The sequence below is a fragment of the Tateyamaria omphalii genome (assembly GCF_014651375.1).
GTDB lineage: Bacteria > Pseudomonadota > Alphaproteobacteria > Rhodobacterales > Rhodobacteraceae > Tateyamaria > Tateyamaria omphalii.
Genome location: NZ_BMWT01000001.1, coordinates 89,038 through 102,051, shown reverse-complemented (window position 1 = coordinate 102,051; position 13,014 = coordinate 89,038). Strand labels below are relative to the sequence as shown.

At 57.3% G+C, this 13,014-nt stretch carries 12 protein-coding genes; 4 read left to right on the top strand and 8 right to left on the bottom strand.

Annotated elements, in window-relative coordinates:
- The first annotated feature begins 20 nt into the window (after window positions 1-20).
- Window positions 21-269 carry a hypothetical protein gene (locus tag IE087_RS00450; protein WP_189366965.1) on the top strand — a complete coding sequence of 83 codons (249 nt, stop codon included), beginning with the start codon at window positions 21-23 and terminating at the stop codon, window positions 267-269.
- Window positions 270-441: 172 nt separating this feature from the next.
- Here IE087_RS00450 and IE087_RS00445 read toward each other — a convergent pair whose 3' ends face one another.
- From IE087_RS00445 to IE087_RS00415, 7 genes are all read right to left on the bottom strand, one after another.
- Window positions 442-1,758 (bottom strand): hypothetical protein, encoded by a 1,317-nt coding sequence (locus tag IE087_RS00445; RefSeq protein ID WP_189366964.1) that lies wholly within the window; start codon window positions 1,756-1,758, stop codon window positions 442-444.
- A gap of 561 nt (window positions 1,759-2,319) precedes the next feature.
- Window positions 2,320-2,736 carry an alternative ribosome rescue aminoacyl-tRNA hydrolase ArfB gene (gene arfB / locus IE087_RS00440; RefSeq protein ID WP_189366963.1) on the bottom strand — a complete coding sequence of 139 codons (417 nt, stop codon included), beginning with the start codon at window positions 2,734-2,736 and terminating at the stop codon, window positions 2,320-2,322.
- Window positions 2,737-2,991: 255 nt separating this feature from the next.
- On the bottom strand, window positions 2,992-3,624 hold the full coding sequence (locus IE087_RS00435) for a queuosine precursor transporter (RefSeq protein ID WP_189366962.1): 633 nt from the start codon (window positions 3,622-3,624) through the stop codon (window positions 2,992-2,994).
- A 63-nt stretch (window positions 3,625-3,687) separates the two neighbouring features.
- Window positions 3,688-4,521 (bottom strand): esterase-like activity of phytase family protein, encoded by an 834-nt coding sequence (locus tag IE087_RS00430; protein ID WP_189366961.1) that lies wholly within the window; start codon window positions 4,519-4,521, stop codon window positions 3,688-3,690.
- Window positions 4,494-5,336 (bottom strand): penicillin-insensitive murein endopeptidase, encoded by an 843-nt coding sequence (gene mepA, locus IE087_RS00425; protein ID WP_373296484.1) that lies wholly within the window; start codon window positions 5,334-5,336, stop codon window positions 4,494-4,496. Before mepA ends, IE087_RS00430 begins: the two co-directional genes overlap by 28 nt.
- Window positions 5,337-5,416: 80 nt before the next feature.
- On the bottom strand, window positions 5,417-6,781 hold the full coding sequence (locus IE087_RS00420; RefSeq protein ID WP_189366960.1) for an MFS transporter: 1,365 nt from the start codon (window positions 6,779-6,781) through the stop codon (window positions 5,417-5,419).
- 69 nt (window positions 6,782-6,850) lie between these two features.
- Window positions 6,851-7,417, bottom strand: a complete 567-nt coding sequence (locus tag IE087_RS00415) for an acyl-CoA thioesterase (protein WP_189366959.1) — start codon at window positions 7,415-7,417, stop codon at window positions 6,851-6,853.
- Window positions 7,418-7,539: 122 nt separating this feature from the next.
- Here IE087_RS00415 and IE087_RS00410 point away from each other — a divergent pair, with 122 nt between their 5' ends.
- The 3 genes from IE087_RS00410 (at window position 7,540) to yaaA (ending at window position 10,756) form a co-directional block, all read left to right on the top strand.
- Complete coding sequence (locus tag IE087_RS00410; protein ID WP_189366958.1) at window positions 7,540-7,830, top strand: YggT family protein; 291 nt, start codon at window positions 7,540-7,542, stop codon at window positions 7,828-7,830.
- Between the two features lie 79 nt (window positions 7,831-7,909).
- The gene (recQ, locus tag IE087_RS00405; RefSeq protein WP_189366957.1) at window positions 7,910-9,952 is read left to right on the top strand and encodes a DNA helicase RecQ; all 2,043 of its coding nucleotides are present in this window, start codon (window positions 7,910-7,912) and stop codon (window positions 9,950-9,952) included.
- 30 nt (window positions 9,953-9,982) lie between these two features.
- Window positions 9,983-10,756: a peroxide stress protein YaaA gene (yaaA, locus tag IE087_RS00400; protein WP_189366956.1), complete on the top strand. Its 774-nt coding sequence runs from the start codon at window positions 9,983-9,985 to the stop codon at window positions 10,754-10,756.
- Here the strand turns inward: yaaA and IE087_RS00395 are convergent.
- Complete coding sequence (locus IE087_RS00395) at window positions 10,753-12,933, bottom strand: response regulator (RefSeq protein WP_189366955.1); 2,181 nt, start codon at window positions 12,931-12,933, stop codon at window positions 10,753-10,755. The two genes, yaaA and IE087_RS00395, sit on opposite strands and share 4 nt — an antisense overlap.
- Between the last annotated feature and the right edge of the window lie 81 nt (window positions 12,934-13,014).

Genomic DNA, 13,014 nt, shown 5'->3' with positions numbered 1-13,014 from the left:
CTAACCTTGAGAACCTCGTAATGGCCGTTGCCGGCCTCCTTGTTCTCGTCACCTCTCAGTTTCGCGATCAAGAATTTTCCGCAGGTTCCACATCGCTCACGGTTTCTGGGTATGATTACCACCCTCTGGAGGCTGCGATTGGCTCCTTGTTCCGGATCAAATATCCAGATGATTGGACCGACGAAGAGCTTTATGAATTCGATTGGACGGTACTGAAGAGTCAAGGGGACCGCTTTCAGAAGATCGACTTTAACGCAATCCCGTCTTAGCAGCGTCCCATATAAATTCCGTTCAACGCGCAGCGAGACATGACCAATATGAGCTCGCTGCTGACGTCTACCGAATCTGGCATCAAAGTCGCCCAAGTCCTGAAGCGGGCATTGCTGCCCGACCATCGAATGGAGTTGGTCTGTCCTTCATTTTAAAACGTGCGCAAAATGCTTAGTCATCACCCCCGTGAACAACTTTTGACATCTTGCTCAAGTTTCTTTTCCCGACTTGAGCCTCAAATCCGTTGGGCCCGGCCTTTACTGACCCAGCCATCCCTAACAAAGCAGCGAACGCCTGAGCGGCTTCATCCACGTTCTGCGTCGCTCCACCTCTCTGGAAAAGACCTTCAGTGGCATTACGCATCCACTCTTTCGGAACATTTTTGATACCATGTTCCTGTGTCATTTCGAGATACGCTTCCATGACCCAAGATGCACGGGCCATATCATGGCCAAATCTTTCATTTTCCTCCGCAAAACGAAGGTCTTGGGTGTAAAAATGGCGCAACCATTGAATGGCAGCAGCGAAGGCCCCCAAGGAGAGCAAAGACAGCCCGATTGGTTTTAGTATAGTTACCCAGGTTTGAAATTCTGTAGCTGAATTTGGAAGATCATCTGGTGTCATAGATGACAAAGCAAACCAGCCAGCGGCTACCCCGCTACCTATCATCGCCAAGAAGATCATAATGCGAGACCGAAACGCATCAGCGGATGCTTTAGGGCGTCTCGATAGGTCTTGGAGATTTTGCAGCAGGGTTTCAAACGCTTGACGTCGCGCATCTTTGTGGCTCTTTAGCAGAAGTTCGCTTTCTCGTGTGTCGAGCTCTTGCTTGCGATCCTCGAGTTGCTGTTGGCGAGTAGCAATCTCTTTATTGGCCTGTTTGAGAATCAGCGCGCGCTGCTGTTCCATCTCGAGCCGCAAACGCTCTCGTTCTTCCTTGTTGTGTTCCTGCTCTACAATTCGTTGCTCTGCAAGTGTGTGCAGTGTGCTTTCAAGACTCTGTGCAAACCCTCTGACAGATACATCTATGTTCTGTGCAAAGTTCGTCAGTTGGCCAGTGGGGGTGTCGGGATCGGCTTCAGTCGGCGCAAGCGCGGTGGTTAGGGTATCGTGGGCAGCGAGGAATGCTGCACGATTCCCCCCGGTTTTCCACTCCGCAGAACGTGGGCCATGCGCGTTTTGCGGGAGCTGGAAGTCATCATATTCACCGTCACTGCCCTTTTGTATTAAGAAGCGTATTGCCTCTGTGTTCTTGCTTTGCAGCGTGAGTGTCGCAATTTGTATCGCATATCGCCCCGCCTTTGGCGGTTGATCACTGAAGTTCAGATGTCCAATCAGATTGTGCCCTGTAAAGGTCAGCTCGCACGAAACTTTTACGTTTGCTTGGTCTGCAGGATCCGCTGCCTCAACTGCCGCTTTGGCATCATTCATGAGATCAAAGAGAGCGCGATCGTCTAGCCTTCTAATTTTGTAGGTGTTGTTTGCCATGTCAAATACCTGTCGACGAAGCGAGCATCACGCTTCTATGGGTTGCCTCGTGGATTCGTTACGTGCTTGATATCACTATCTATCGACCCTGCGCACACCGGCATCAAATACAAAGATCGTTTTCAAACTGCGCGCTCGAGTTGAATTGGACTTTGGTAGTTCTAACTGATTGATATAATCCTATCTGCGCTGCTATTTTCATTTGCGTTCCCTTTATGACATCCTCTTTGAACCTTACGTCAAACTGAATTTTTGGGACGCATGTATTGGGGGACACGCCTGCCGCGGTCTGTATGAAAATCGTTTCCGTCGAAGCCGACAATAATGACGAAAGGCTCCTATCCGGTCGAGTGCCGGAGCGGACAACTTTGCAATTTTGCAAAGTCGGCTTTCTGCGCTTTGCGGCATTTTTGTTGTCGAGTCCAAAGTCGGAAATTTCCCAAGACTACGAAGATATGTCCCCTACACCCCAAAAAAGGGCAGGCCCGACTTGGTAGCTCATTGAACTCTCGTGCTCCGAAATCTGTTCCACCATGGGACGGCTGACTTCTCCGAGGCCCATCACTCCTCAATGCGGCCCCGCAAGGCCTTCACTTCTCCCCGCATTTTCTTGGCCTTCAGCCTGCGTTTTTTGGATCCCAAAGTCGGCCGCGTCTCGATCCTTTTTTGGGGCGCCACCAGCGCTTTCCGGATCAGATCCACCAGTCTCTGCCGGGCAATGTCCCGATTTCTGGCCTGACTGCGCGTTTCATCGCACTGAATGATCAGCGCTCCCCCGGTCGTCCAACGCCGTCCTGCCAATCGCTTCAGCCGCGTCTTGACCGGCCCGGGCAAAGAGGGTGATCGTGCTGCTTCGAAACGCAACTCAACCGCTGTGGCCACCTTGTTCACATTCTGTCCGCCGGGCCCAGAGGCACGCACGAATTGCTCGCTCAGTTCCCAGTCCTGGATAGTGATATCGTCGTTTATCCGCAGCATGGCCCTGCATACCTCGACTAGCTCGCACGAAAAAGGGCCGCTAGATCAGCGGCCCTTCTCGAAATGTTTCGGAGGTTGTGCCGGTTAGATCAACCGACCAACTTGGCGGTCTGCACCGCGAAGGACTGCCTTAGCAGGAGACCTCCCAAGCTGTTCCGACACCTCTCTCCAATACCTTTCTCGACACTGGATCACCTCCTTTCAAATGTTGAACTCAAGGTGATCGTGGCACAGCGTCTGTAAAAGTCAACAGATTTAGCTGGCGGAGGTCGCGCGCGCGGTGACCCACCGGAAAGGTGCCAATGCAATAAGCGCAAGCGACAGTTTCACCATCCAGTCTGCCACGGCGAGTGACACCCAAAGCGGCGCTTCGGGACCTGCGCCCAGCAGGGGCAGGATTTCGCCTGCCCAGGACACATCATTTGCGGGCTCAAGCCATGTCAGGCTGGCCGAGAACGCGATGGTGAAGAAGATGGCTGTGTCAACCGAGCTTCCGATGATCGTCGAAGCCAGTGGCGCTTTCCACCAGACCCCTTTGCGGAGGGCGGAAAAGACACCGACATCAAGCAATTGCGCGGTCAGGAACGCCAGGCCAGAGCCGATGGCGATGCGGAAAGTCACGGCAGGATAGGTGAACCCGTCGCCCTGCAACATGATCTGGGTGCCGATAAGCGAGCAGAATACGCCAACGATGAAGCCCACGAATACAACTGTGCGGGCCGGGCCGGCGCCGTACACCCGGTTCATGATATCTGTCACCAGGAAAGCCAGCGGGTACGTAAACGCCCCCCATGTCAGCCAGTTTCCAAACAAGAACTGAACAAGGATGTTCGAGGCCACAACGATGATGGCCATGGCAATGATGCCGGGAAGGTGTACGCGTGTCATATCTGGTGCCCGTTTTAGCAAGGTAGCGGCGACTTGGCCCGGCGACATGCCGGACGGCGCCTCTTAGTCGCAGGTTGCGCCGTTCGCAAGCGTTTCCGTCAGGGCGTATTCTACCAGTTCCGTGCGTTGGACCGATATGAAATTGTCATCCGACACCATTGCCAGGCAGGTTGCGCCGCTGTCGGATGTCCAGATTGTGAGCCCTTCCAGATTGTCATGCTGTCCTGCGCCCGTGGTCAGAAGTGTTTCGGCTGGTGTGTTCGGCTCATTGGGGTTCATGCGGCGTATCCGGTTGCGGAACCCAAGGGGAGTGAATGTACGCTCAAGAATATAGAGCTGCCCGTCCGGCCCGATATCGGCACCTGCAGGCAGAAATGGCCCATCCCGCGGCAGTGTCGCAACGATGTCCCAAGTGCCCTTTCGAAATCGGTAGATGGGGAACGGGCGCGCCAGATCACCGGACCGTTCCGGCAGAGTATAGAGCGTGCCGTCTTCATCTGCCGCTAGCGCTTCCAATGATCCGTTTGGGTGATATAGGGCGAAATCCGGGTGGGCTGGGATCCGTGTGCCATCCTGTGCGGCAATGACCGCTGGTCCTTCGTAGCTGAAATACAGCGTGTCACCGGCGCGAGCCAATCCTTCGCTGTCACGGTTGGGATAGGGTTGGTTGGTGGGGGCAATCGTGACGTTGCGGATGGAACGGTCCAACGTCAATGCAAAAGCCATGCCTCGATCCGACAGAACGATCGCTGAGTTTGGACCTGACATTTCAATTGCGGACAGGCCGCCAAAATCGCTCCGGTCCGATGTAAGCGTCCAGCTTTGGATGAAGGTGAGCGGGTCGGCAAGCGCAGCTGTTGCCGACAGGATCAGCGCGAGGCCAGAACGCCAGAGCATTGTTGCGGCAAGTCTCCTACACGCAATTCGCGGCGCGGTCTGGGTTTGGGGGCATTCGGATCGGGGGGCGGCGGGTTCAGGATGTTGTTCACCCATTGCTGCGCATCTGCGCATCCATCACCGGGGGGAGGCGCGGCTTGATCCACACAACCCCGCGCACCACGGGGACAGTTCAGGCGAACATGGAAGTGATAGTGATGCCCCCACCATGGGCGCACCTTGCGCAACCAGCTGCGGTCGCCTTTTTCGTCTTTGCACATCTGGACCTTGGCGCCGGGGAACACAAAAATGCGCGCCGTACGACTGTCGCTTGCTGCGGCCTTGATGATCTCGTGATGGGCTCTGGTCCAGTTGGAATTGATGTAAGCGCCAGACGCTCGGCGGGTTGAGATCGAACTTATGTTTTCGCGTTCGGCGGCAGACAGTGTCAGATTGCGGGCCGGCAACATCCAGATGTCAGCATCAAGGCCGATCTGGTGGCTGCGGTGGCCTGTCAGCATCGGTCCGCCCCGCGGCTGGCTCATGTCTCCAACATAAAGGCCTGACCAACCCGGCTGGGCAGCAGCCTTGCGGCTGAGGTCCTGCACATAGTCCACCAGTTCGGGGTGACCCCAATTCCGGTTGCGAGACAGGCGCATGGCCTGCCAAGTCGGACCAGTTTCAGCCAGCTGTATGCCACCTGCCAGACAGCCCCGCGAATACCCGCCAAACGCTGCCGCCGTCTGCGCCGAGGCGCGACGCTTGCCGCCAAACTGCCCCTTGGCGATGTTTTGCAACGTGGCCGGGTCCACGTCCGGGGTGGGCGTGCCATCAATGTCTGTGCCGGCACCGCTTGTGCAGGCACAAAGCAGGAGGGCCGTGATCAGGGCAAAGGAACGTCGAACAGAGCGCACAGTCAAACCTCACCTTTGGGGTTGACCCAGCGTAACATGATCAACCCCAAAAGGAAGAGAAAGAGCAGCGGCGATACACCAAGTTGGGTGTTTCCGGTCACGGTGGTTGCGACGCCGATCAGGAATGGTGCCATGAATGCCGTGGCCCGACCACTCAGACCATAAAGCCCAAAGCTCTCGGTTGCTGCGACGGGGTCGCAATGTCGCACCATCAGTGTCCGGCTCGCAGATTGGATCACGCCGCCCATGCCTCCGATCAGGACGCCACAGATGTAGAAGACGATGTCGGGCACAAGAGAGCCTTCGGCGAGGTCAAAGCCGAACATTCGGTCACGGGACAGGTTTACCAGCATGAAGCAAACCCCCATCAGTACCCAGATCGAGACGATGACAACCGGTTTGGGCCCGAAGCGTTTGTCCGCAATGCCGCCCAGATAGCTGAAGACTGACGCTCCGATCGCAGCGATGATGCCAAACACGCCGACTTGCACGACACTGAAATCCAGAACCAGAAGCGCGAAAGTGCCTCCGAAACTGTAAAGTCCATTCAGCGCATCGCGATACAGCATCGACGACCCAAGGTAGCTGAAGAGGCTGCGTTTGGCAGGCAACGCGCGCACCGTGCCCCACAATCGGGACAAGGCGGCTGCTACAGACGTCCGCGAACCGGTTGGCTGCACATCACGCACCCACATGAAATAGGGGATCATGAACAGCGCAAACCATACAGCAACAAAAGGGCCGGTGATGCGCGTGCCTTCACGTTCCGCCGGATCAAGAAGCCCGAACAGTGGATCAAGTCCGATCAGCGTTTTGCCGTTGGGCTGTTCGACAAAGATCAAAAGCAACAAGAACAGCGACAGCACCCCGCCTGCATATCCAAAGCTGAACCCGGAGCCAGAGATTTTCCCAACCTCTTCATGCGTACCCAACGTCGGCAACTGCGCATTGATGAAAATCAGCGCAAACTCTGCTCCGATGAAACCGAAGGCGAAAGCCATCAGCATCCAGGTCAGATTGCTGCCGTCCGGAGCGGTGAACCAAAGGCTACCTGACCCCGCCACCAGCATCAGGGAAAAGCCAATGACCCAAGGAATACGCCGCCCACCAGTATCCGCCATCGCCCCCAACAATGGTGCGCCAAAACCAATGAGCAGTCCCGTGATCGTCAGGGTGAAGGACCACATCGATTGGGCTTCGGCCTTGGCCAGTTCCGTATCCATCCCTTGCGCCATGAAGCTGTCACTGGCGAGCGACACAAAGAACGGTCCAAAGATGAAGGTCAAAAGAACGGTGTGATAGGGCTGGCTGGCCCAATCAAAGAAAAACCAACCCCAAATGCGCTTTTTCAGCCCAATTTCCGCCATGCCCCGCATCCCTCGTCTTTTTGTTAACGCGACCAAAGCAGGCCGGGGGCGTCGTGGCAAGGTAAGGTTTTACGCCACTGATTGCAGCTTGGGCTCTTCCGCGTCCTGCATCGGTGGCCACGGGCGCTGTGCTTCGGCCTTGATCCAGGCCGCGATCCAGCTGGGAATGGGGGGAGAGGTTGGATCCTGGTTCATCGCCTCCAGCACCCTCTGCGGCGGCACGATCCCGTTCATGTCCGTGACGGCCGAACGGTAGAGCACGTGGCTGGCGCATTCGCCATCTGGCTTCCACATGGATTGTTCCAGATAAGTGAACTTGTCATCCCAGCAGACGGCGCGGCTGCGCATCTCGAACTTCTGGAAGGCATGCAGGCGGCGGCGGTAGCGCACGGATGACCCCGCCATGGTCAGTCCCCAGCGATTGGCCTTCAGCACATCAATCAGGCCTGCACGCTGGCCAAGGCCAAGGCGACCCAGATCGTACAGCGTCAGGGCGCGGCCATTGTTCAGCTCCATGAAGCCATCAAGGTCCCAGGGCCACACCCGGTGCTGCGTGACATGCAGATCGGTCAACCCCAGCGGCTGCTGGCGGCGGGCTTTGACCATCTCTTTTGCAAGGCGAACGAATGGAAACATGGGTGTAACTCCTTGCCGTCCTAGTTGCGGCGTTGCAGCGAAACATCAATGGGTGCGACGACGTGACCTTGCGCCACTTCGGCCAGCGGCTTAGGTCTGGGGCAAAGAACAAGGACGCTTTCATGCTTTTCGCGATTTACGGCACGCTGCAACTGATCCTCGGGGTCGTCTACTGGATTATGATCATCCACATCATAATGAGCTGGCTGATCAACTTCCAGGTGCTGAACCTGCACCAGCCGATCGTTGGGCAGGTCTGGACCGGGCTGAACCGGCTGCTTGAACCGATTTACCAACCCATCCGACGCGTCATGCCTGACACGCATCCGCTCGATCTTGCGCCACTGGTGGCTTTTGTTGCGCTGATCGCAATCCGCTCCTTTATTCTGCCTGCTGCCTTCGGCCTTGTCTGATCCCTCTTGTTCACGGCCCGTTAAAATGTGAGTCTGTAGACAACGAGCAGACTACATAAAATTTGACAGGGTTTCGGACATGGCCAGCGCTGCCACGCTGCTAGGGGATGTGTTTGGGTTCGACGGCTTCCGCCCCGGGCAGGAAGAGATTGTCGAGGCTGTGGCAGCGGGCGAAAACGCCTTGGCCATCATGCCAACCGGTGGCGGTAAATCCCTTTGCTTTCAATTGCCTGCTTTGATGCGGAGTGGTGTAACGGTTGTCATATCACCGCTCATCGCCCTGATGCGCGACCAAGTGCGCGCCCTGCAGGAAGCAGGTGTGCAGGCCGGTGCCCTGACATCCGGAAACACGCCGGAAGAGACGGACGCAGTGTGGGAGGCGTTGGAGCGCCGCGCGTTGAAACTGCTCTACATTGCGCCCGAAAGATTGGCCGCCGGGTCGTCCATTGGCATGCTGCGCCGGATCGGGGTCAGCCTGATTGCCGTGGACGAAGCGCATTGTGTCAGCCAATGGGGGCATGACTTTCGCCCAGACTACCTGCGCATTGGTGAGCTGCGGCGCGCCTTGGACGTGCCACTTGCTGCATTCACGGCCACAGCGGACGCCGAAACGCAAGTCGAGATTGTCGAAAAGCTGTTCGACGGGGTGCAGCCACGCACCTTCCTGCGCGGCTTTGACCGGCCCAACATCCACTTGGCCTTTGCAGCCAAGAATGGACCCCGCGCGCAAATCCTGAACTTTGCCGCCGCTCGCAAGGGCCAGTCTGGGATTGTCTATTGCGGCACGCGCGCCAAGACCGAAACCCTGGCACAGGCGCTGCGCGAAGCGGGTCATGCCGCGATCCACTATCATGGTGGGATGGAGGCTGATGATCGCCGCATTGCTGAGCGCCGGTTCCAGCAAGAAGACGGTTTGATCGTAGCTGCCACCGTCGCCTTTGGCATGGGCGTGGACAAGCCCGACATCCGCTGGGTGGCGCACGCTGATCTGCCGAAATCCATCGAAGCGTACTATCAGGAAATCGGACGTGCGGGTCGGGACGGTGCACCTGCAGAGACGCTGACACTGTTTGGCCCTGACGACATCAAGCTGCGCCGGTCCCAGATCGACGAAGGGCTGGCACCACCCGAACGCCGTATGGCAGATCATGCCCGCCTGAATGCGCTGCTCGGATTGGCCGAAGCATTGGAATGCCGGCGCAAGACGCTTCTTGGCTATTTTGGCGAGGCTGAGGTCACGTGTGGCAAATGTGATCTGTGCGACCAGCCGGCTGAGGTCTTCGATGGCACCACCGCGGTGCGGAAAGCGCTGTCGGCAATGTTGCGTACCGACGAGTGGTTTGGTGCCGGACATTTGATCGACATTCTGTTGGGGATTGAGACCGACAAGATCCGCCAACGCGGCCATGACAGCCTGCCGACCTACGGCGTCGGCAAAGAGTATTCCAAGCCGCAATGGCAAGCGGTGTTCCGGCAGATGATGGGCCATGACCTCGTACGTCCTGATCCGGAACGCTACGGCGCGCTGCGTATGACGGATGCGGCGCTACCGATCCTGCGGAACGAGGCGCAGATCACGCTGCGCAAGGATACGATCAAAGCTGCAGCGACCCGTCGCCCGGCGGTGAAATCAATGGTGTCCGAGGAAGATGCTCCGCTCTTGTCGGCGCTCAAAGCCAAGCGCCGCGCGCTGGCCGAGGCAGCCAAAGTGCCCGCCTACGTCATCTTCCCTGACCGCACGCTGATCGAAATGGCGGAACGACGCCCCGCAAATCTGGACCAGATGGCACAGGTCAACGGGGTCGGGGCCAAGAAGTTGGAGAAATTCGGGTCGGCCTTCCTTGAGGTGATCAACGGAGAGGCCGAGGCCGTGCACCCGTCACGCCGCAAACTGGCAGGGCACAATGCGGGCACGATCTTTGACCAATTGCTGGCGGTGCAGGCAGAATTGGCGCGTGGCAGTGATGGTACGGACAAGCCGCTGAGCTGTTCTGCGTCTCAGTTGGCCAAGGTGGCGCAGTTGCGTCCTGATGATGATGCCGGGCTGGAACGTCTGTTGGGCGATCGCAAGGCAGAACGTTTTGGCCCTGCATTTCTGGACGTGCTGCGGGCCGCGGGCTAGATCAGCGAAAGCAAGGATGAGGGGGCAGAGATGCTGGTTGTGATTTCTCCGGCCAAACGGTTGGACTGGGCAGAGCGGGACGTGCAGATGACGGCTCCGGCCATGCAGGACGATGCTGTGCGCTTGGCACGCACGACGCGCAATCTGACATTGGGTAAACTCAAGTCCCTGATGGACCTCAGCGATGAGCTGGCGCGCCTGAACCGTGACCGGTTCCAAGCCTTTGCAGACGATCCGCGGGCGGAAACGACGCGCCCGGCGATGCTCGCCTTCGCTGGCGACACCTATCAAGGTTTGGACGCAGCGACCCTGTCGGCGGACGACACAGCCTATGCGCAGGATCATTTGCGCATCCTGTCCGGGCTCTATGGAGTGTTGCGTCCGCTGGATGCGATCCAGCCCTACCGTCTCGAGATGGGCAGCCGTCTGAAGACGCGCCGAGGTGCATCGCTTTACGACTACTGGCGGACCGATCTGGCAAAGGCCCTGAACGCCCAGGCCGAACAGACAGGCACCGACTGTCTGGTGAACTGTGCCAGTCAGGAATACTTTGGCGCTGTGCCCGAAAAAGCGCTGAAGATGCAATTGGTTACGCCTGCGTTCATGGAAGACAAGGGTCAAGGGCCAAAGATCGTCAGCTTCTTTGCCAAGCGTGCGCGGGGCGCCATGGCGCGGCACATCATCCAGAACAGGATCACGGATCTGAATGGAGTGCGCAGTTTCAACACGGATGGCTACGCATACAAACCGGACCTGTCGACAGACGCCAAACCGGTATTCGTCCGGCCCTATCCCAAAAGCTAGGCCGCACCTTCCTTGGGCACCTCACCAAAGGGCGGAGTGACGCCGTCAGGGCACATATCGTGCAACATGCCGTGAATCTCCGGTTTGCGTAAGGGCTTGGTCAGATAGTGGTCCAGCCCCGCTTCAAGTATGCCTTTGTCATCACCATCCATCGCATGCGCGGTGAGCGCGACGATCGGCACGTGACCCCCGGTCTCTTTCTCCTTTGCACGGATCGTTTTGGTCGCCTCCTTGCCGTCCATCTTGGGCATTGAAATGTCCATAAAGATCAGATCCGGTGATACCTTATCGAACATCTCGACCGCTTCGATCCCGTTGTTCGCAAAATGCAGGTCAATATCGGCATCCTTGACCATTTTGCCAAAGACAAGTTGGTTGGTCTTGTTGTCCTCTGCTGCGAGCACAACCATGCGCCGCGTTTTGGCTGGGACAGGGGCCACGCCACTGGCGCCAATCACAGGCCCCACGCTTTCAAGTCGTGCAAACAGGTCGGCCCGGGGCACGGGTTTCTGCATGATGGCGTGCAGATGCTTAGCGCCAGGGTCGTTGGTGGCAAAGCTCGGGTTTGAACTCAGCAAGAGCATGGGGGTGTTTGATCCCGTTGTGCGCACGGCTTCGGCCAACTCAAGCCCGTCCATATCCGGCATGTTGTGGTCCGTTAGGATCAGGTCGACGTTGGCCAACTGCTTAAGCGCCTCTTCACCGGAGGCGCAAGACACGACTCCCAGACCCAGCTGCTCTAACTGACGTTGAAGAATTGTCCGGTTCGCCTCAATATCATCAACGACCATGACGCGTCGCAAACCTTCGGGCACGGGTGGATGTTCCGGCAGCTTTGCCTCACTCAGCTTGAGCGGGATGCGGAACCCAAAGACCGATCCGATCCCCTCTTCACTGCTGACCCAAACCTCACCCTCCATCAGCGATACAAGCCGTTGAGAGATGGCAAGGCCCAGCCCGGTGCCGTCAAACTGGCGATTGCGTTCGTTTTCGACCTGATTGAATTCGCCAAAAATGTGGTCGATCTTGTCTTCGGGAATACCGATGCCCGTATCCTCGATCACGATGGTCACATCTGCATGACCCGCTTCAAGGTCAGGCACACCCGTCACGCGCACCAACACGTGCCCCTGACTGGTGAACTTGACGGCATTGCCCATCAGGTTGGTCAGCACCTGCCGGATACGTCCCGGATCACCCACATACATAGTTGGAAGAAACAGATCGTAGTCCAGCAGAAGGGTCAGACCCTTGTCACGTGCCGAGGGCTGAAGCAGCATGATGATCTCGTGAATACTGCGTTCAAGATCGAAAGGCTCAAGATGCAATTGCAGCTTTTGCGCCTCGATCTTTGAGTAGTCGAGTACGTCGTTGATGATAACCAGCAGCGCCTCGCCTGAATTCTTGATCGTGTCGACATATAGCTGTTGTTCTTCGCTTAGCCCGGTATCCCCCAACAGTTCTGCCATGCCCACAACACCGTTCATGGGCGTTCGGATTTCATGGCTCATATTGGCAAGAAATGCCGACTTTGCTCGACTAGCGGCCTCGGCCTCGGCGCGCGCAGCTTTGAGTTCCTGCTGGTAGCGCACGGATTCGGTGATGTTCAGGCCAAGCGAAACGATGTCGCCAGCCTGCCCACGCCGATCGACCAGTTTGATGTATTGATTGTTCCACAGCCGGACGGTGACCGGGTCAGGTTGGGGTTGCATCCATCGGTTTAGCATCTTCTGCCGCCAGGCTTGGGCCTCCATCCCTTCCGTATTCACGATACCTTCGTCAGTCATCACCTGTAGAATGGTGACATAATTCACGCCGGGCTGAATCGTTTCGATGTTGTCAAAGATGGCAAGGTAGCTGGCATTGGCGGCGATCATCTGGTTGTCGGAGTTAAAAAACGCGAAGCCATCTGTGATCGTTTGCACGGAATGCCAGAGGCGGCGTTCGGCAATCTCGACTTTCTGATTGGCTTGCCCCAGTTCGGTTTTGACCCGCTCATTCTCTGTCTTGACCGTTGCCACCTCGGCCCGGGTCTCGACGATCTCTCCCTGCAAGGCGGCCGCGTGTTTGCCCAGTTTGCGATTGGCGGCTGACAATTCGGCTTCCTTCAGCTCGAGCAAACGCTCCGCTGCAAGGCGGCCGCGCCGCTCTTCTGCCAGTTTGTTTGCCAGACTCATACCGGTCCTCCACCATACAAGAATTCCAGATGATATGTCATGCGGACGGTGAAGAACCGCTTAACCGGATGGGTGAGCCGT